The sequence below is a fragment of the Sessilibacter corallicola genome (genome assembly GCF_021290925.1).
In the GTDB taxonomy this organism is placed as follows: Bacteria; Pseudomonadota; Gammaproteobacteria; order Pseudomonadales; family Cellvibrionaceae; genus Sessilibacter; species Sessilibacter corallicola.
On record NZ_JAJSLX010000002.1, the window covers coordinates 631,328 to 651,553 of the forward strand.

Sequence of the window (20,226 nt, forward strand, 5' to 3'; positions counted from 1 at the left end):
CTCTAAAGTTATGATTTTTCCAGCTCTGTGTTGTGCCTTTTCGATTTAAACTGTTAGATCCTCAACAGTACGTTTTAATCAGAAAAACTCTATTCGTCTTAATTGTCTTGCGGTTATTCTGTGTTTGTTAGTTGCTTGGTTCTTCTTTTAAAACCGGCAAGATTTGATCGCCTACACTGATTTTTCCACCTTTTATAATTTTTGCGCAGATACCTCCGTGGCCTAATACGGCAGCAGCGCCGCCAACCCCTAGATTTTGCTCCATGCGTCGGCACGGATGGCATTGTGCGGTTGCTTCAAAAATCACATCGCCAATCTGAAAATACTGATGCCGTAACGCTTGTAAGTTGATACCCGATACCACTAAATTTCTGCGTAATAAGCTTGGATCGATGGAGTCAATGTTCAGTAATTTTTCTATGACTTCGATGTGTTCTTGATTGATGATGGTCACTTGCCTTGCCGAGCCTGGGGTTGCCTCACAGCGGCGATCGCCTTCTAATCCGAGTTCTTCCAGGGCATTTGCTGTCTCTACGATGATCATGGGGGCTTTTCGGGCGGGCCGTAAACCGATCCAATTCAGGGTTCCTGGAGACATGGTTGGAACGTAGCGGGCAAATAGTTTGTGCAGAGCAGACATGACTTCTTCCAGATTAAAAATTCAACGATTAATGAGTTCTTAATGATACTTTACACGATTTTTCGTAAATATTATTGAGTCAAATTGCACGAGAGTGATGTTGTTAGTAGGTTGACGCTTTTCATCAGTTCTTTTTTGTACCACTTGATTTAGATTGGCTCGGTTATCATTTGTGTAGAGATTTCTCAATAACAGGGCAAAAAGGGTAAGCGTGCTTTCTGTTTGTTTTGTTATTGGTTTATGACTTTATAATTTTATGACTTGGAATAACGAGCCACACCACTTCGTTTTATTGAAAGAAATACCAAAAAAGTAAAGAGTGTTGGTGGTTAACAGTGAGAACAGTTTTTATTGTGCATTCTTAAAGGTTGCATGAGTTTAGGAGAGATGAATGAATTTATGGTTCAGGCTGATAGGTCTGTTGTTCAGTAGACCTTGGCGGTCCAAAGTGACTAATAAAGACCATGTGGCGGTAATTAAATTGCGAGTGTGGCCGACAGATTTGGATTTAAATCGCCATGTTACCAATGGTCGTTATTTTGCTTTTGGCGATATTGCTCGAATCGATTTTGCTCTGAAGACCGGTACTCATAAGGTGGCGTGGAAACACAAGGCAACAGCTGTTGTTGGGGATACTTGGGGAAAATTTCGTAAAGAATTAAAGTTGTTCGAAGCGTTTGAAATACACACAAAAATCATTGGTTGGGACGAAAAATGGTTTTATTTTAAACATTATTTTGTGCGTAATGAGCGCATTGTTGGTGTTGTTGTTGTACGTGGCCTTTTTAAAACTAGGAGTTACACCGTGCCGCCACAAGAATTTTTTCGAGAGCTTGGTTTTGATGATACTCCGCCCGAAAAAGGTGAATGGTTGGAGCATTGGTCGAAAAGTTGTGACTTAATGAGTGAGGAAATTCGCGAATTTGAAAATTCCGATAACATTAACTATCTGAATAAAGAAAATAACACCTAAATATTTTTTATGTAAACATCGCAAAGAGTCGGTGATTACTCTTTGCGATGCAATAGACCGTTAGAATTATTTGATCCTGACATTTCCACTGACGGTTGAAATTGAAACGTCACCATCTCCATTTCCTGAATTAAAGGTGAGTGAACTGCCGACCCATCGATTTTTATCTGGTTTGGCCTCAGTCAGTAAGTTTCTGATGTCTCCACTCATGGTTTCAACTTGGAATGTAGCGCTTACTGGGTTTAAGAAAAAGACTTGTATATCGCCACTAACGGCATTCCATTCCAAAGACAATTGATCGCTGTCTGTGTTGGTTTTTGTGTCAATGTCTCCCGAGACGGAGCTGAATTCACCTTCTCGAAGCTCGCCTTTATTGTTGATATCAATATCGCCTTGTACAGATTCAGCTTCAATGCGTGTGGCTAATCCTTCGTAATCGATATCGCCACTGACTGACTCGACAAACACTAAGCCTTCGTGATCTTCAATATTAATATCGCCGCTGACGGTGTCGATATTTAAACGGGCGCGATTGCCGTAAATGTCGACGTCGCCGCTTACGGATTCAATTTGCACATCGTTTAAAATATTTTCTAATACAAAATCGGTAGAAAAACCTTCGGCATCGATTTTTGAATTTGACGGTACTTTAATGACAAGAGCACTGCCGTTTATATTGCCTGCGTTGTGTCCCCAGCCGCTTCGAGGTTGGTCGGATTCAATAACAATATTGACTCGAGATTCGCTGGCGTCAAAAATAAATTTTTCTGTATTTTCGTCTAGGGTGCCGCTGATAGCAACTTGGTTTTTATCCCAAGCTTGGATAGAAACATTACCGCGAACATTTTCAATTTGGATTTTAGGGTTGCTGCCAGTGTCTTTAATTTCATCGATGCTTTGGCCGGCAGCAATGGCGATACAAGGCATTGTCAGCGCTAAGCAGCTCATAATAATTTTCATAATCTCTTCCTCACAATGCGATTGTATTTGCACGGTTAACTAAATTAATTTGTTGTTTTGATAAATCTAAAAGGCGTTTATTTAGCGTCGGATCGTTCGGTGATTCTTTTAATGCTGTTTTAATTTGGACTAACGCCATTTCTATGATGAGTAAATTCTCACGAATAACGGCTTCTTCTGGTGATTCAGAGCAAGACTGATTACCCAAGCTTACGGGAATCGCAGATATCGTGGCCTGGGTATTGTTTTGTGGGGTTAAAATATCAGACGTTACTGCGGTTGCCAGTTGGGTCCTGAGTTGGTTGTTGTCCTGGTGTAAAAAGACTGAGTACCCCAAACTTAATACGCAAACAAATAATGAGGCTGCAATCGAAAAGCCAGAGGCATGCTGCCACCAATGAGTTTGTTTCGGCAGTTTTTGTTCTATTCCAGGCCATAAATCTGCCTCTAGTTCCGGCGGATTTTTATGGAGCTGGCTCAACATGTTGTCGAGCTGATCATCAGTTAATTTGTTTTGGTCGTTAGTCATGTTCACAACGAATCTGTTTGTTTAAATTAAGTTTATTCAGCATTGGCAAACCACGATTTCAAAGTATTTCGAGCGCGATGCAACTGCGCCTTGCTGGTGCCGACGGCAATGTTGAGCATGCTGGCAATTTCTTCATGGGTGTATCCTTCGATACTGTACAAAACCAACACTGAGCGAGCGCCCTCTGGTAATTTTTGAATGGCTTTTTCCATATCGCCATCAAGGTCAGGGGGTGTTTGGCTTTGGCCATCGTGCTCATTGGTATCAAGTTCATCTTCTAAATTGGCTTTACTGCGTCGCAACGCAGAGATAACAACATTGGCGGTGACTCTGTGCAGCCATGTACCAAATTGGCTTTCTCCTTTGAAGCTGCCTATCTTGCTCCACGCGCGCACAAAGGCGTCCTGGCTTAAATCTTCGGCCCAGTGTCGATCCCCGCAAAGTCGGTACGCGAGAGCAAAAACTCTACCGCTGTAAATTCGATAAAGTCGCTCAAAGGCTTTGGTGTTGCCATTTTGAGCAGCTTTAACAAGCTTCGATTCTGTCTTGTCCAATGGTTTTTTAATTCCTTCCTTTTGGGTGCTAAGACGTAGCTAGAAGAATAAAAGGTTTACACGAATTAAGATCGAATTGCACTAGAACTGTCTGTTCGAATTAAATTCAATTATATGAAATGGATTACGTTGGAAAGAAATGAGGTAAGAGCAGGTGAGTTAATGGGGAAATCTTGGAGATAAAAATAAAGCCAGCGTGGTGCTGGCTTTATTTTGTCAGACTTGCATCTCGAATGAGAATTAAGCTGGGAAGTCGCGCTTATCGTAGCCAGTGTAAAGCTGACGAGGACGACCAATTTTGTATGAACCGCTGATCATTTCTGCCCAGTGAGCGATCCAACCTACAGTACGTCCAGTTGCGAAGATCACAGTGAACATTTCAGTTGGAATGCCGATGGCTTTCATTATGATGCCAGAGTAGAAATCAACGTTCGGGTACAATTTCTTCTCGATGAAGTATGGATCTTCCAAGGCGATTTCTTCTAGACGCTTAGCAACGGCTAGTAGTGGATCGTTATCAAGACCTAATTCAGCCAATACTTCGTCACAGGTCGCTTTCATTACTTTCGCACGTGGGTCGAAGTTTTTGTAAACGCGGTGACCGAAGCCCATTAGACGGAATGGATCGTTTTTGTCTTTTGCTTTAGCAACGAACTTGTCGATGTTAGAAACATCGCCGATTTCCGCAAGCATGTTAAGAACGGCTTCGTTTGCACCACCGTGCGCAGGACCCCAAAGTGCAGTGATACCAGAAGCGATACATGCGAATGGGTTAGCGCCAGAAGAACCAGCTAGACGAACGGTAGAAGTAGATGCGTTTTGCTCATGGTCGGCGTGCAATAGGAAGATTTTGTCCATTGCGCGTGCCAAAGTAGGGCTAACTTCTGGGTCATCACATGGAGTACCGAACATCATGTGTAGGAAGTTCTCTGAGTAGCTCAACTTGTTGTTCGGGTACATGAACGGCTGGCCTTGAGAGTGCTTGTAACACATAGCGGCCAAAGTTGGCATTTTAGCAATCAAGCGGTGTGCAGAGATTGCGCGGTGCTCAGGATTGGTGATGTCTAGGTAATCATGGTAGAAAGATGCCATTGCACCAACTGCACCACACATCATAGACATTGGGTGTGCGTTGTGGTGGAAGCCTCGGAAGAAGCGCGCCATAGCTTCATTAACCATGGTGTGGTTAGTGATGATATTTACGAATTCTTCTTTTTCTTGGGGATTTGGCAATTCGCCATTGAGGAGGAGGAAGCAGGTTTCTAGAAAGTCGGAGTGCTCGGCGAGTTGTTCGATTGGGTAACCACGATGGAGAAGAACGCCGGCTTCGCCATCAATATAAGTGATTTTAGATTCACATGATGCAGTGGATACGAATCCGGGGTCATAGGTGAAATACCCTTTGCCGGTTAAGCCGCGAACATCAATAACATCAGGGCCTGTTGAGCCAGAATATACTGGCAGCTCTACTTGTTCGTCCAAACCCTCGACCGTAAGGTAAGCTTTCTTATCAGTCATAACGGACTCCTATAATTGCAAATTGTCTAAGCCATTGGTAAGTATTCAGGCTGTGGGAAGAAAATCTTTCTGGATACTTTATATGGTAGCTGTTTTGGTAGTACAGCCACCTGTATTTATCGGACGTCTGGCATCCTATTTGAATTAGCTGCCCTTTTGGGCTGGCTGGCAAACTATACGGCCGTGCCGTGGAAAGTCAATGTATAGCTGTGGCCCACATCTGTTCGTTTAATTTGGAACAGGGGAGTCGAAAAAAGGCTGTATTGCGCCAAAATGCCATACTAGAAACTTAATAACCTGCCTAAAGTTTCTTGGAAAAACTATTTGAACCCTCTGAAATACAGGGTTATCCAATATTTCAGAACCTCATTACTACTGTTTTTAGCGCAAATTTTTACTGCGGTAATATGTGAAAATACGGTAGCGGTTAGTCGTATAAAATTTTCCAAATTTACTACTAAAGTCTGGTTAACTTTACTGGACCCTTGTTAAATTTATGTGGCTAACGCTTGCGTAAGTGTAATTATAGTTTACTTTTTTAAATCAATTTAACAAGTAATGAACCTGTTAAATTTAATTGCATATATACAATGCATTTTTGCTCTTAAACGGAAGATCAACAACGCTGAATTGGCCGAATTTTGTGAAAATTTCTATGTTCATTGTTGTAGATAAACCGGTTTTTAACAATTTTGGAAACAAATTAATTAATTTTTTTTGACGCCAAAAATTTCATTCAAACCTTTGAATTACCTATAACTATCGCATAAATAGGGGCTTTTAGTTATTTGAAAACTAAGGTTATGAACCTCACTCTATAGTCTGACTAATTGTAATTTCGAAGTCATATATCTATAATTTCGCGCGTTCTTACAGGGGGAATTTTGTGCGTATTCGCTTGATTCCGTAGCTTGTGAGCAAGGCTTTTCCCGCCGAGTAAAAAATGGCCTTTCTTGAAATGGCTTCCGTTTGGTAGCGAAAAAGGTAGCACTAACCGTGAACAAAAATAGACCTGTAAATCTAGATATTTCAACCTTCAGCCTTCCAATTACCGCTTACGTTTCGATTTTGCACCGTGTTTCGGGCGTCATTCTGTTTGGCGTTGTCGCGCTCCTACTTTGGGCGTTGGGCACGAGCTTAAGTTCCGAAAGTGGCTTTGAAAGTGTCAAAGAAGTTTTCTCTAGTCCTATAGTTAAGTTGATTATGTGGGCCAGTTTGGCAGCTCTTGCGTATCATTTGGTAGCTGGCGTTCGCCATCTATTTATGGATGCAGGCATTGGTGAAACCCTCGAAGGGGGTAAAGCTGGAGCCAAAGTCGTCATCGCAGTAGCGATTGTATTGATTCTGTTAGCAGGAGTTTGGGTATGGTAACAGCAGTTACAAGTTTTGGTCGAAGTGGTCTTTACGACTGGTTAATTCAACGTGTCAGCGCTGTAGTGTTGGCGGCATATACAATTTTTCTTGTTGTGTATTTGGTTGCAAACCCCGGTTTGACCTACGATCAATGGTCTGGTCTTTTCGATCAGTTATGGATGAGAGTTTTTAGTTTAGTTACTTTGCTTTCTATCATTGCTCATGCTTGGATTGGTTTATGGTCTGTATTGACAGACTACTTAACCGCTCGTGCAATAGGTGCGAAAGCTGTAGTTGCTCGAATTGTGGCTCAGGTAATCCTTGGCGCTGTAGCTATTACTTACACCGTTTGGGGTGTTGAAATATTGTGGGGTCTGTAAGTCATGGCTAATATGAGAACTATTACATTTGATGGCATCGTTATTGGTGGCGGTGGCGCTGGTATGCGCGCTGCACTTCAGATGGCTCAATCTGGTTACAAAACCGCTGTAATCACTAAAGTATTCCCAACCCGTTCGCACACCGTTTCTGCTCAGGGCGGTATTACTTGTGCGATCGCATCAGCTGATCCAAATGATGATTGGCGTTGGCATATGTATGACACTGTTAAAGGTTCCGATTACATCGGTGACCAAGACGCTATTGAATATATGTGTTCAGTAGGTCCAGAAGCAGTGTTCGAACTAGAGCACATGGGTCTTCCATTCTCTCGTACAGAAGAAGGCCGTATCTACCAACGTCCGTTTGGTGGACAGTCTAAAGAGTTTGGTAAAGGTGGACAGGCTGCTCGTACTTGTGCAGCGGCGGACCGTACCGGTCACGCATTGCTTCACACTCTTTATCAAAACAACGTAAAGAACAATACCGTTTTCCTAAACGAGTGGTTCGCTGTTGATCTTGTGAAAAACCAAGACGATGTTGTAACTGGCGTTATCGCTATTAGCATCGAAACCGGCGAAACCGTTTACGTAAAATCGAAAGCGACTGTATTTGCTACTGGTGGTGCAGGTCGTATCTTCGCATCTACCACTAACGCTCATATTAACACTGGTGATGGTGTTGGTATGGCTCTTCGCGCTGGCGTACCTGTACAAGACATCGAAATGTGGCAGTTCCACCCGACCGGTATTCACGGTGCAGGTGTTCTTGTAACTGAAGGTTGTCGCGGTGAAGGTGGTTACCTCATCAACAAAGATGGTGAACGCTTCATGGAGCGTTATGCGCCAAACGCTAAAGACCTTGCAGGCCGTGACGTTGTTGCGCGCTCTATGGTTCTTGAAATTCTTGAAGGCCGTGGCTGTGGTCCTGATGGCGACCACGTATTCTTGAAACTTGATCACCTAGGTGAAGAAGTTCTTGAAAGCCGTTTGCCAGGTATTTGTGAATTATCACGTACCTTCGCACACGCCGACCCTGTAAAAGTACCAGTACCGGTAGTACCAACTTGTCACTATATGATGGGTGGTATTGCAACCAACATTCACGGTCAAGCTTTGACTCAAGACGCTGCGGGCAACGATAAAGTAATCGAAGGCTTGTACGCTTGTGGTGAAATTGCGTGTGTATCTGTACACGGTGCTAACCGTCTTGGCGGTAACTCACTGCTTGACTTGGTTGTATTTGGTCGTGCGGCTGGTTTGTACATCGAGAAAGCACTGCGTGAAGGCATCGATAACCGCGAATCAAGCGATTCCGATATCGAAGCGGCAATGGCTCGTTTGAACAAAGTGAACACGTCTACTTCTGGCGAAAATGCATCTGCACTTCGCAAAGAGTTGCAAACTGTTATGCAAAACCACTTCGGTGTATTCCGTCGCGGTGACTACATGCAAGAAGGTGTTAAGAAGCTGGCTGATCTTCGTGAGCGTATTGAAAACGTTCACCTTGAAGATAAGAGCGCTGCATTCAACACTGCTCGTATCGAAGCACTTGAACTTCAAAACTTGATGGAAACTGCAGAAGCGACTGCGATTGCAGCAGAAGTTCGAACTGAATCTCGCGGTGCTCATGCTCGTGAAGACTTCACTGAACGTGACGATGAAAACTGGCTATGTCACTCATTGTTCTTCCCTGGTGAAAAACGCGTTGCAAAACGTGCGGTTAACTTTGCGCCAAAAACGGTTGAACGTTTTGAGCCAAAAGTTCGTACCTATTAATTTCGGGAGTAATGGTTATGTTGAAAGTCGAAGTTTATCGTTACAACCCTGATACCGACAAAGCACCTTTTATGAAATCATATGAGGTAGATACTCAGGGTAAAGACCTAATGGTTCTTGACGTTCTTGAGCTTTTAAAAGCTCAAGATCCAAGTCTTGCGTTCAGACGTTCGTGCCGTGAAGGTGTATGTGGTTCTGACGGTATGAATATCAATGGTAAAAATGGTTTGGCGTGTATTAAGGCGTTGTCTGAATGTGTTAAAGACAACAAATTAATTTTGCGTCCATTACCTGGCTTGCCAGTTATTCGCGATCTCGTTATCGATATGTCTCAGTTCTACGAGCAATATCGAAAAATTGAGCCGTTTTTGCAGAATGACACTCCTGCACCTGCTATTGAGCGTCTACAATCTCCAGAAGAGCGTGCAAAACTGGATGGTTTATACGAGTGCATTTTATGTGCTTGTTGTTCAACCAGTTGTCCGTCTTTCTGGTGGAATCCAGACAAGTTCATTGGACCTGCAGGTTTGTTACAAGCTTATCGTTTCTTGGCAGATAGCCGTGATACGGAAACAGAGCATCGTTTAGCGAATTTGGACGATCCGTTCAGCGTATTCCGCTGTCACGGTATCCAAAACTGTGTGAATGTTTGCCCGAAAGGATTGAATCCTACCAAGGCAATCGGCCACATTCGCAACATGTTGCTCAGCAGCGCTACTTAATATAATTATAAATAAGCACTTCACTGTGAATTCACATGTGGAGTGCTCTGATAAATTTTTAATTCGTTTACGTTTTTGAGATTTGTTTTGTAGACGGCCGAAGACCTGCTCATTATTAAAAATATCACAGTCTTTTGGTTTAATACTTGACTTAGATTGTCATAGGCGTACATTGCGCGACGAAGCTAAATTCGAACAGGTATTTGTTTTGTTCGAAACTAAAAGCCTGATTATTTTTTGGGCAAATTTAACTGTGTCGTTGTAACTAGCGGCGATTTAGCGATCATAGGGGTGCGCCGACAGTCGTCGGCCTATCTGTAAAAGTCAGGCGGTAAACGTTCTGACACTCAAGGTTTCTATGCCGATTGTTCGTTTTCTAGTAGTTAATACGATGAAAGCGGAATAAAAGATTAGCTTCGCCTTGTAGTTCCCAGAACGGAAATAATTGCCAAGGTCAGAGAACCTTAAGTCTTAAAATAATAAGATTAGAGGTATTGGTCCATGACATTTTAGCGCCTCTTGCAGGTAGGATGCCCCAGTTAAAAGGTGGGCAGAAATGCAAGACAGCATCATGGAAGCTCTTTGGAGTACTTCCCATATATCAGGTGGAAACGCCGCATACGTTGAAGAAATGTACGATACGTACCTTCACGACCCGAACGCCATTCCGGAACAATGGCGTGAATATTTTGACCAGCTTCCTCGACTTCAGGGTGTTATCGGCGCCGATACTCCTCATTCTGTTATTCGTGAACAATTTGCACAACTTGCAAAAGATCGTGTTCGCGATAAAGGGACTTTAGGTGCTTCTGCTGGCGGTGCAGTCAGTTCAGAGCATGAGTCTAAACAGATAAAAGTTGTCCAGCTTATCAATTCCTATCGTTCACGCGGTCATCAGATTGCTAAGACTGATCCTTTAGGACTTACGCCTCCTAAAGACGTGCCGGATCTTGATATTCATTATCATGGTTTGACCACGGCAGATTTGGATACAGTTTTTCAAACTGGCGATTTGATGTTGGGTATTGAACAAGCGCCTCTACGCGACATTCTTTCCGCTCTACAACAAACCTATTGCGGTTCAATTGGCGCAGAAGTTACTCATGTTAATGATGCTGCTGAACGCCAATGGTTATTGCAACGCTTAGAAAGTGTGCGTGCAAATCCAAATTACAGCCGCGAAGTTCAGCTGCGATTATTAGATCGCTTGACCGCAGCCGAAGGCTTAGAGCGCCATCTCGACAGTAAATACCCAGGTACCAAACGTTTTGGTCTTGAGGGTGGCGAGAGTTTCATCCCGTTAATCGATGCTTTGATCAAGCGCGCTGGTGCGTTTGGTGCAAAAGAAATCGTTATGGGCATGGCTCACCGTGGCCGTCTAAATACCCTGGTGAATATCCTTGGTAAAAACCCAACCGATTTGTTCGACGAGTTTGAAGGTAAAAAACTGGTTGATACTTCCGGTGACGTTAAATACCACCAAGGTTTCTCTTCAAATGTGATGACCCAAGGTGGCGAAGTTCACTTGGCGATGGCATTTAACCCATCTCACCTCGAAATCGTTTCACCTGTGGTGGAAGGTTCCGTTCGTGCTCGCCAAGATCGCAGAGACGACGCAACCGGTGATTTAGTGGTGCCTATTTCTGTTCACGGTGATGCTGCATTTGCAGGCCAAGGTGTGGTTTTTGAGACTTTCCAAATGTCTCAAACTCGCGCTTATAAAACCGGCGGAACAGTACACGTGGTTATCAATAACCAAGTGGGCTTTACGACGAATAACAAAGAAGACGCACGTTCTACAGAATACTGTACTGACGTTGCTAAGTTTGTCGAAGCACCTGTATTCCACGTTAATGGTGATGATCCAGAAGCGGTTATCTTCGTTTCTCAATTGGCGATGGATTACCGTTACGAATTTAAGAAAGACGTTGTTATTGATTTGGTGTGTTACCGTCGCCGTGGTCACAACGAGACCGACGAGCCGTCTTCAACACAGCCATTGATGTACAAAAAAATTCGCGGTCAAAAAACCACCCGTACTCTTTACGCAGAAAATCTTGTTTCTTCGAGCGTTTTATCTCAAGAAGAAGCCGACACTCTGGCGAAAGAATACCGTGCGAAATTGGATCGCGGTGAATCGGTTGCTGACGGCTTAATTTCTGAGCCAGACAGCTCTCTGTTCGTTGATTGGTCTCCTTACATCGGTCATGACTGGACCGCTGAAGGCGATACTCGCGTTGAATTCAAAAAACTCAGCGAAATCGCAGCGAAAACTTGTGATGTTCCTGACGGAATTCAAGTACAGCGTCAAGTGGCTAAGATCTACGAAGATCGCCGCAAAATGGCCGCTGGCAGTGCCGCACTTAACTGGGGAATGGCAGAAGTTCTCGCTTACGCTACGCTGTTAGAAGAAGGCTACTCCATTCGCATGACCGGTCAGGATTGTGGTCGTGGTACGTTCTCTCACCGCCATGCCGTTTTGCACAGTCAACAAGACGCGACTCGCTACGTTCCTCTGGAAAATATTAAAGACGATCAACCGGCGTTCGATCTTTACGATTCATACCTTTCGGAAGAAGCAGTACTGGCTTTCGAATACGGTTACGCAACCACCACACCAAAAGGTTTGGTGATTTGGGAAGCTCAGTTTGGCGATTTCGCTAACGGTGCCCAGGTTGTTATCGACCAATTTATTACCAGTGGTGAGCACAAGTGGGGTCGTTTGTGTGGTTTGACCATGCTATTGCCGCACGGCTATGAAGGCCAGGGTCCAGAGCACTCCTCTGCACGTCTTGAGCGTTTCATGCAGTTGTGTGCTGAGCACAATATTCAAGTGTGTATCCCAACCACACCGGCTCAGGTTTTCCACATGCTTCGTCGTCAGGCGATTCGTCCAATGCGTCGCCCGTTGGTTGTGATGAGTCCTAAGTGGATTCTTCGTCACCCATTAGCGACTTCTTCTTTGGAAGAGCTGTCTGAAGGAAGTTTCCAGAATGTTATTGGCGATGATCAAATCGATCCAGCCAAGGCAAAACGTGTTGTGATGTGTAGTGGTAAGGTTTACTACCACTTACTAGAAGCGCGTACAGAGAAAGAAATTGATGACGTTGCTATTGTTCGTATCGAGCAACTTTATCCTTTCCCTGAAGAAGAATTGTACAAGGCTCTTGAGCCGTACAAAAACATCGTCGACTTTACTTGGTGTCAGGAAGAGCCGATGAACCAAGGTGCGTGGTTCAGTTGTCAACACAGAATGTACCGCGTGCTTAATAAGCTAGAACTCAATGTACCATTGAAATTTGCCGGTCGAGATGCGTCCGCTGCGCCTGCTGCAGGCTATATGTCTACGCACGTAGAAGAGCAAACTACTTTGGTAAACAAAGCGCTTATCGTTGAATGAGCACAAAGAGTTCATAAGGTCATAATCTAAGCGGGCGCGAGCCCGCAAAAATAAACACTCCACAACGAAGCTGTATCCTGAAGGAAGATCAACCACAATGACTACAGATATTAAAGCGCCTACATTCCCAGAGTCAGTACAAGACGGTGTAATTGCAACCTGGCACAAACAACCTGGCGAAGCAGTCAGTCGAGATGAATTGTTGGTTGACATTGAAACCGACAAAGTAGTTTTAGAAGTTGTTGCGCCAGCAGACGGTGTCTTGGGCGACGTACTTAAAAAAGAAGGCGATACCGTTCTAAGTAACGAAGTTATCGCAAATATTTCAGCAGCCGGTGCCGCTGCGGCTCCTGCACCTGCTGCTGAAGCAGCTCCTGCGGCAGCGCCAGCTGCGTCTGGTGCAGCAGTAGAAATCAAAGCGCCAACTTTCCCAGAATCTGTACAAGACGGCACCATTGCAAACTGGCACAAAGCCGTGGGTTCTGCAGTATCTCGCGACGAATTAATTGTTGATATTGAAACCGATAAAGTAGTTTTAGAAGTTGTTGCTCCAGTAGACGGTGTATTGACCTCTATCTCTGCTGAAGAAGGTGCGACTATTGCGAGCAACCAAGTAATTGGTGCAATCACCGAAGGCGCAGCAGCCAGCGCAGCTCCTGCGGCAGCAGTTGCCGAAGCAGCTCCAGTTGCTTCCAACTCAGACGCTGTTGCAAGCCCTGCAGCACGCAAAATGGCAAGCGAAAAAGGTATCGACCTAAATTCTGTTGCCGGCACTGGCAAAGACGGTCGTATCACCAAAGAAGACGTTGCTTCTGCATCTGCTAAGCCAGCAGCGGCTCCAGCTCCGGCAGCGAAACCTGCAGCGGCGGCAGCACCGTTACCAGCCGGCGATCGCATCGAAAAACGCGTACCAATGACACGTTTGCGTAAGCGTATTGCTGAGCGTTTGTTGGATGCAACTTCATCAACCGCTATGTTGACCACGTTCAACGAAGTAAACATGAAACCATTGATGGATCTTCGTAAAGAGTACAAAGATCTATTCGAGAAAACTCACGACGGTGCGCGTCTAGGTTTCATGGGTATGTTCACTAAAGCTGCTTGTGAAGCACTAAAACGCTTCCCACAAGTTAACGCTTCTCTCGACGGCGACGACATCGTTTACCACGGTTTCCAAGACATCGGTGTTGCGGTTTCTACACCAAACGGCTTGGTGGTTCCTGTATTGCGTGACGTTGATGACATGGGCATCGCTAGCATCGAAAGTGGTATTCGCGATTTCGGTTTGCGCGCGCGCGACGGCAAAATCGGAATCGACGAGATGATGGGTGGTACTTTCACCATTACTAATGGTGGTGTATTCGGTTCATTGTTATCGACTCCTATCTTGAACCCACCACAATCAGCAATTTTGGGTATGCATAAAATTCAAGATCGCCCAATGGCAGTAAATGGCAAGGTAGAAATTTTGCCAATGATGTATTTGGCATTATCCTACGACCACCGTTTGCTGGACGGTAAAGATGCAGTTCAATTCTTAGTTGCGATCAAAGACATGATTGAAGATCCAGCTCGAATTCTGCTTCAAGTTTAATTTTAAGCTCAGTGCAAATACGAGGGCGTTCATAACGTTGTTATTTATCGCCCTCATCATGTTGTAAGTATTTTCAAATTAGGAATTTTAGTATGTCGGATAAATACGATGTCATCGTCATCGGCTCTGGTCCTGCTGGCTACGTTGCCGCGATCCGTGCTGCGCAATTGGGCTTAAAAACTGCGTGTATTGAAAAGTGGAAAAATAAAGACGGTAAAGGTGTAAACGGCGGTACTTGCCTAAATGTTGGCTGTATTCCTTCGAAAGCACTTTTAGATAGTTCTCACAAATTCCACGATGCACACAAAGCATTCGAAGGTCATGGTATTAGCACGGGCGACGTTAAGATTGACGTGCCAACCATGATTACTCGTAAAGATGGCGTTGTAAAACAAATGTCTGGCGGTATTTCTGCATTGTTCCAAGCGAACAAAGTTAAGTCGCTTTACGGTACAGGTAAATTACTTGCTGGTAAAAAAGTTGAGTACACTGATTTTGACGGCAACACTTCTACACTAGAAGCTGAAAACGTCATTCTTGCATCAGGTTCTATCCCTGTTGCTATTCCTGTCGCTCCAGTTGATAACGATGTCATCGTTGATTCTACTGGCGCATTGGAATTCTCTGAAGTACCTAAGCGTTTAGGTGTTATCGGTGCTGGTGTTATCGGTCTTGAGCTTGGCAGTGTATGGAGCCGTTTAGGTTCTGATGTTGTATTGCTTGAAGCCATGACAGATTTCTTATCCACTATGGATCAGGAAATTGCAAAAGAATCGAAGAAAATTTACACCAAACAAGGTTTGGACATTCGTCTAGGTTGTCGTGTAACCGGTACCGAAGTCAAAAACGGTGAAGTAGAAGTTACTTACACTGACGCGAAAGGTGAAGAGCAAAAACAAACTTTCGATAAGTTGATTGTTTGTGTTGGTCGTCGTCCATTTACCGAAGGTCTATTGGCTCCAGACAGTGGCGTAAACCTAGATGAGCGCGGTTTCATCTACGTAAACGACCTTTGTTCTACCAATGCTCCTGGCGTATGGGCGGTTGGTGACGTAGTTCGTGGACCTATGCTTGCGCATAAAGGTTCTGAAGAAGGTGTTATGGTTGCTGAGCGTATCGCTGGCGAAAAAACCTTGGTTAACTACGACATCATTCCAAACGTTATCTACACCCACCCAGAAGTTGCATCAGTTGGTAAAACTGAAGAGCAATTGAAAGCCGATGGTATTCCATACAACTCTGGTACTTTCCCATTCACTGCGATCGGTCGTGCGGTAGCTGCGAGCGAAGCAGAAGGTAAAGTTAAGATGCTTGCTCACGCAGAAACTGACCGTGTACTTGGTTGCCACATTGTGGGTCCAAGTGCGTCTGACCTTGTTCAGTCAGTTGCATTGGCAATGGAATTCGGCACCAGCGCAGAAGATATCGGTATGACTGTATTCGGTCACCCAACGTTCTCTGAGGCAGTAAAAGAAGCAGCGCTTGCAGTTAACGGTCACGCGATTCACATGCCTAACCGTCCAAAGCGTAAAAAATAAAATTGGTTAAAAAGCCATAACCAAGCCGCATTAAGACGGCAGATTTCTAGCTTTGACGTCAGCGCTTTAAATTGGGCGTCAAACTCATCAACTCGCGATATAAGTGAGAGTGAGGCTCGGAGCCGATAAGCGTGCTTGCTCCGGGCAACCAAGGCGTGAGGTATCAACCTCATAGATGTCAATCGGGTTAGAAAGAGGCGTGATCGTAACCTGGTCATCGTAACTCGCTAACTCAGTCAAAACGGAAAATAGTCATGAACTTGCATGAGTATCAGGGCAAGCAGCTGTTTCGTGAATACGGCCTGCCTGTATCTAAAGGTATTGCAGCTGAAACTGTAGCAGAAGCTGCAGCAGCCGCAGATGAAATTGGTGGAGATAAGTGGGTTGTTAAAGCCCAGGTTCACGCAGGTGGTCGTGGTAAAGCGGGCGGTGTAAAACTAGTTGACTCCAAAGAAGAAATCCAAGAGTTTGCTAAAAAGTGGTTAGGCGAGCGTTTGGTAACTTACCAAACAGACGAAAAAGGCCAACCAGTAAGCCGTATCTTAGTTGAGTCATGTACTGACATCGCTAACGAGCTTTACTTAGGCGCTGTTGTAGACCGCTCTAGCCGTCGCATCGTTTTCATGGCATCGACCGAAGGTGGTGTTGAAATCGAGAAAGTTGCAGAAGAAACTCCTGAGAAGATTCTTAAAGCAACTGTTGACCCACTTGTTGGCGCACAGCCATACCAAGGTCGTGAGCTTGCTTTCAAACTAGGTTTGGAAGGCGCTCAAATCAAGCAGTTCACCCAGATTTTCATGGGTCTTGCGAAAATGTTCCAAGAGAAAGACTTGGCTCTTTTGGAAATTAACCCATTAGTGATCACTGACGAAAACAATCTTCACTGTCTAGACGCTAAAGTGGTTATCGATGGTAACGCGGTATACCGTCACCCAGAATTGAAAGAAATGCACGACCCTTCACAAGAAGACGCTCGTGAAGCTCACGCTGCACAGTGGGATCTTAACTACGTTGCTCTAGACGGCAACATCGGTTGTATGGTGAACGGTGCTGGCCTTGCAATGGGTACCATGGACATCGTAAACCTACACGGCGGCAAGCCAGCTAACTTCCTAGACGTTGGTGGTGGTGCTACTAAAGAACGTGTAATCGAAGCGTTTAAAATTATCTTGGCTGACGACAGCGTTAACGCTGTATTGATCAACATCTTCGGCGGTATCGTACGCTGTGATTTGATCGCAGAAGGCGTTGTTGGCGCAGTTGAAGAAGTAGGCGTTAAAGTACCTGTAGTTGTGCGTTTGGAAGGTAACAACGCAGACCTCGGTGCTAAAGTACTTGCAGATAGTGGTTTGAACATCATTGCTGCAACCAGCCTAACCGACGCTGCTGAGCAAGTAGTTAAAGCGGCTCAAGGTTAATAGGGGAAAGCACAATGAGTATTCTAATTAACAAAGACACTAAAGTAATCTGTCAAGGTTTCACTGGCGGTCAAGGTACTTTCCACTCTGAGCAAGCAATTGCTTACGGTACGAAAATGGTTGGCGGTGTAACTCCAGGAAAAGGTGGTCAAACTCACCTAGGTCTTCCTGTATTTAACACTGTTGCAGAAGCAGTAGAAGCAACAGGCGCAGAAGCTTCTGTTATCTACGTACCTGCACCTTTCTGTAAAGATTCTATCTTGGAAGCAGCTAACGGCGGCATCAAAATTATCGTTTGTATTACCGAGCACATTCCAGTTATGGATATGCTTGAAGCAAAAGTTAAGTGTGATGAGCTAGGCGTACGTTTAATCGGCCCTAACTGCCCAGGTGTTATCACTCCAGGAGAGTGTAAGATCGGTATTATGCCTGGTCACATTCACTTGCCAGGTAAAGTGGGTATCGTTTCTCGTTCTGGTACTTTGACCTACGAAGCGGTTAAGCAAACCACTGACGCAGGTTTCGGCCAATCTACTTGTGTAGGTATTGGTGGTGACCCAATCCCAGGCTCTAACTTCATTGATATCTTGAAGTTGTTCCAAGAAGATCCAGCGACCGAAGCGATTGTAATGATCGGTGAAATCGGTGGTTCTGCAGAAGAAGAAGCAGCTGCGTTCATCAAAGAGAACGTAACCAAGCCAGTTGTTTCTTACATCGCAGGTGTAACTGCTCCTCCAGGAAAGCGCATGGGTCACGCCGGTGCGATCATCTCTGGTGGTAAAGGTACTGCTGATGAGAAATTTGCTGCATTGAACGACGCAGGCGTTGCGACTTGTCGCAGCCTTGCAGATATCGGTAAAACTTTGAAAGAAGTTACCGGTTGGTAAGTTTTACAGTCAATTAACTGTAAATACTTGCAGCATAAAAAAGGCGGCTCTTGGAGTCGCCTTTTTTTATTCTTACTATAACGATGTTCATAATAATAAAAAAAGATTCCGCAAGCCCTAAGCCGTAATGAGAGCACTTGATGCTTAAGTGCACAAACATAATAAAAAGGTAAGTGTGGCGCAGAAAAAAGTTATTAATGACTTTCCGCTACAGGACAGAAGCCGCACTAGGATAAAAAGGGAAATCTATGACCGTTCTATCGTTTTCAAATACCAGTTTAATTGCGTTAAACCAGCTTGAATCGCAAATGCGCCGTGAATTTGGTGTCAGACATAACTTGTCACAAGACGCTTCATTATTTGAATTAATTCAAATGGCCAGCACCTCGCGAAATTCCAAAATTCGCAAAGCGTTTAAATTCTTCGAAACCAGTCTCGACCTCGACCAAAAGAAAGCCCTCACGTATCGTGGCGTTAAATTCGATAAAGCCGAGCATACCGGACAAAGCGTCAGTTCTGATAAGCCGAAAGTGTACAGAGGTGTGGTTTCTCAAGCGGATAAAAGTGTCACCCAAGAATCCACTTTAAAAGATAAGAAAGCAGTGATTTATCGCGGTCAGCGTATTAGCGAAGATTAGAGCGGTGTTCCATTGAGAAAAAGCGCAAACCGTAAAGTTATGACTATGCGCTTTTTCCAAATCCAAATAATTGCTTCAAAAAGCCTTTCTTAGCGTTGTTGTTAGACAGTGAATTCAGGCGAATTGGCACAATGCCTTCATCGTTCAACTTGGTCTTTTGCTGAATACTGAGTGTATCAATAAACTCCAGATACGCTGCTTTGATTTTCGGGGATTGAGAGACAAACGCTTTCTTAATGAGATCCAAAATAGCGCTTTCGCTCGACAAGCGATGATGTAAACCGGTTGCACGTTTAAATTCGATATCCAGCTTGTAAAGCGCTGAAATACTTCTGTCGTCGAGTGCTAACTCAGCCATAAGAACTGCCCTAGTGTTTCTGTGGAATACTGTTGGAATTACTAGGTTAGTGGCGCACGTATAAAAATAATCTCATTAAAAAGTCATTAAAATTTGAACCAAAGTGTATTCAGCCATTGCTGTATTTGTTTGATAAATTCCTGGTCTTTTTTTGAGTCAGTTTTTGAATGAGAACCGATACTGATTAGATCAAATTGCCCGTGACCAAACCCCGCGTATTCCCAATCAATAATTGATAAAGAGTTTTCCGTAAAAATTACGTTGGCATGATTAAGATCATGATGGGTAAGAGTCGGTTGCCAATTATTTTCCTGCCAAACTTGTAAATTTTTTGAAAAATCTAACCACTGTTGTTGTTCTTCGGCAGTGAAACGATTTTGCAAATGCGAAGCATAGTTATTTAGATGCCGATAATAATTAAACTTAGGTAATTCAAGCTTTATTTTTTGATACTGTTTTATCGCATGGATTACTAAATTTTGGTGATTTGGTTTTTTAAATTCTTTTTCGTCAGTAACGTAGCCGTGTACATATTCGCAAACGCTAAATCCAAGAGTCTCGTCGTAATAATAAATTTTCGGCGCTAAATTAATTTCCGCAACAGCAGATTGAATAATACGTTCATAGGATCGGTTGATTCCAAATAATTCCGATTTTTTCGAAAAAAGCCGTAACGTAAATTCTATTTTTTTATCCGACCTAGACGATAAAAAATAAGTACCGTTAGTTAAACCCAGTTCCGATTTTGAAATAACTGACGGACGCCGATCTAAAGGTAGCCGCCAATCATTCCAGGTCGCTAACGCAGTATTTAGTAAACTATGTTCTTCGGTAGAATTCAAAATGTAGAGCCCAGACTATTGGATGGTTTATCGATATTTCATGAACAATCGTCGTTGATAGAAACGTCAATAAAATCATCGAAAATCCATACTGTATTGATGCAAATGTGTTCAACGAGACTGTTTGCGGTGTCCTTGATCAATTA

General features: G+C 44.0%; 18 protein-coding genes and 1 pseudogene. 12 read left to right on the forward strand and 7 right to left on the reverse strand.

Annotation, left to right across the window (positions count from 1 at the left end; all coding sequences use genetic code 11):
* Nucleotides 1-127: 127 nt before the first annotated feature.
* Complete coding sequence (locus tag LU361_RS09995) at nt 128-640, reverse strand: MOSC domain-containing protein (RefSeq protein ID WP_233088699.1); 513 nt, start codon at nt 638-640, stop codon at nt 128-130.
* A 448-nt stretch (nt 641-1,088) separates the two neighbouring features.
* Between LU361_RS09995 and LU361_RS10000 the strand changes: the two genes are divergently transcribed.
* Complete coding sequence (locus tag LU361_RS10000) at nt 1,089-1,613, forward strand: thioesterase family protein (protein ID WP_233088700.1); 525 nt, start codon at nt 1,089-1,091, stop codon at nt 1,611-1,613.
* 66 nt (nt 1,614-1,679) lie between these two features.
* On the opposite strand, the gene LU361_RS10005 is transcribed toward LU361_RS10000, so the two are convergent.
* The 4 genes from LU361_RS10005 to gltA all read right to left on the reverse strand — a co-directional run bounded on the left by LU361_RS10005 (nt 1,680) and on the right by gltA (nt 5,174).
* Entirely contained in the window at nt 1,680-2,573 is an 894-nt protein-coding gene (locus LU361_RS10005) for a DUF4097 family beta strand repeat-containing protein (protein WP_233088701.1), read from the reverse strand.
* A 10-nt stretch (nt 2,574-2,583) separates the two neighbouring features.
* Entirely contained in the window at nt 2,584-3,102 is a 519-nt protein-coding gene (locus LU361_RS10010; protein ID WP_233088702.1) for a hypothetical protein, read from the reverse strand.
* A 32-nt stretch (nt 3,103-3,134) separates the two neighbouring features.
* Nucleotides 3,135-3,656: an RNA polymerase sigma factor gene (locus LU361_RS10015; RefSeq protein WP_233088703.1), complete on the reverse strand. Its 522-nt coding sequence runs from the start codon at nt 3,654-3,656 to the stop codon at nt 3,135-3,137.
* 240 nt (nt 3,657-3,896) lie between these two features.
* Entirely contained in the window at nt 3,897-5,174 is a 1,278-nt protein-coding gene (gene gltA / locus LU361_RS10020; protein ID WP_233088704.1) for a citrate synthase, read from the reverse strand.
* 996 nt (nt 5,175-6,170) lie between these two features.
* On the opposite strand from gltA, the gene sdhC reads away from it, so the two are divergent.
* The 11 genes and pseudogenes from sdhC to LU361_RS10075 all read left to right on the forward strand — a co-directional run bounded on the left by sdhC (nt 6,171) and on the right by LU361_RS10075 (nt 18,880).
* Nucleotides 6,171-6,545: a succinate dehydrogenase, cytochrome b556 subunit gene (gene sdhC, locus LU361_RS10025; RefSeq protein WP_233088705.1), complete on the forward strand. Its 375-nt coding sequence runs from the start codon at nt 6,171-6,173 to the stop codon at nt 6,543-6,545.
* On the forward strand, nt 6,539-6,907 hold the full coding sequence (gene sdhD, locus LU361_RS10030) for a succinate dehydrogenase, hydrophobic membrane anchor protein (RefSeq protein ID WP_233088706.1): 369 nt from the start codon (nt 6,539-6,541) through the stop codon (nt 6,905-6,907). The genes sdhC and sdhD overlap by 7 nt, the downstream gene beginning before the upstream one ends.
* Nucleotides 6,908-6,910: 3 nt before the next feature.
* Complete coding sequence (sdhA, locus tag LU361_RS10035) at nt 6,911-8,683, forward strand: succinate dehydrogenase flavoprotein subunit (protein ID WP_233088707.1); 1,773 nt, start codon at nt 6,911-6,913, stop codon at nt 8,681-8,683.
* Between the two features lie 17 nt (nt 8,684-8,700).
* On the forward strand, nt 8,701-9,405 hold the full coding sequence (locus LU361_RS10040) for a succinate dehydrogenase iron-sulfur subunit (protein WP_233088708.1): 705 nt from the start codon (nt 8,701-8,703) through the stop codon (nt 9,403-9,405).
* A 556-nt stretch (nt 9,406-9,961) separates the two neighbouring features.
* A complete protein-coding gene (locus LU361_RS10045; protein WP_233088709.1) occupies nt 9,962-12,805 on the forward strand; it encodes a 2-oxoglutarate dehydrogenase E1 component in 2,844 nt (947 codons plus the stop codon).
* A 97-nt stretch (nt 12,806-12,902) separates the two neighbouring features.
* Nucleotides 12,903-13,118: pseudogene (locus LU361_RS10050) on the forward strand (biotin/lipoyl-containing protein); the annotation flags it as partial.
* A gap of 99 nt (nt 13,119-13,217) precedes the next feature.
* A complete protein-coding gene (gene odhB / locus LU361_RS10055; protein ID WP_233089528.1) occupies nt 13,218-14,399 on the forward strand; it encodes a 2-oxoglutarate dehydrogenase complex dihydrolipoyllysine-residue succinyltransferase in 1,182 nt (393 codons plus the stop codon).
* A gap of 92 nt (nt 14,400-14,491) precedes the next feature.
* Complete coding sequence (gene lpdA, locus LU361_RS10060; protein WP_233088710.1) at nt 14,492-15,937, forward strand: dihydrolipoyl dehydrogenase; 1,446 nt, start codon at nt 14,492-14,494, stop codon at nt 15,935-15,937.
* A gap of 254 nt (nt 15,938-16,191) precedes the next feature.
* The gene (sucC, locus tag LU361_RS10065; RefSeq protein ID WP_233088711.1) at nt 16,192-17,355 is read left to right on the forward strand and encodes an ADP-forming succinate--CoA ligase subunit beta; all 1,164 of its coding nucleotides are present in this window, start codon (nt 16,192-16,194) and stop codon (nt 17,353-17,355) included.
* 14 nt (nt 17,356-17,369) lie between these two features.
* Complete coding sequence (gene sucD / locus LU361_RS10070; protein ID WP_233088712.1) at nt 17,370-18,242, forward strand: succinate--CoA ligase subunit alpha; 873 nt, start codon at nt 17,370-17,372, stop codon at nt 18,240-18,242.
* Between the two features lie 248 nt (nt 18,243-18,490).
* Complete coding sequence (locus LU361_RS10075) at nt 18,491-18,880, forward strand: DUF4278 domain-containing protein (RefSeq protein WP_233088713.1); 390 nt, start codon at nt 18,491-18,493, stop codon at nt 18,878-18,880.
* Nucleotides 18,881-18,923: 43 nt separating this feature from the next.
* Here LU361_RS10075 and LU361_RS10080 read toward each other — a convergent pair whose 3' ends face one another.
* Both LU361_RS10080 and LU361_RS10085 read right to left on the reverse strand, forming a co-directional pair.
* Entirely contained in the window at nt 18,924-19,238 is a 315-nt protein-coding gene (locus tag LU361_RS10080) for a hypothetical protein (protein WP_233088714.1), read from the reverse strand.
* An 86-nt stretch (nt 19,239-19,324) separates the two neighbouring features.
* Nucleotides 19,325-20,080, reverse strand: coding sequence for a phosphotransferase (locus LU361_RS10085; protein ID WP_233088715.1), 756 nt, complete (start codon nt 20,078-20,080; stop codon nt 19,325-19,327).
* Nucleotides 20,081-20,226 lie beyond the last annotated feature (146 nt).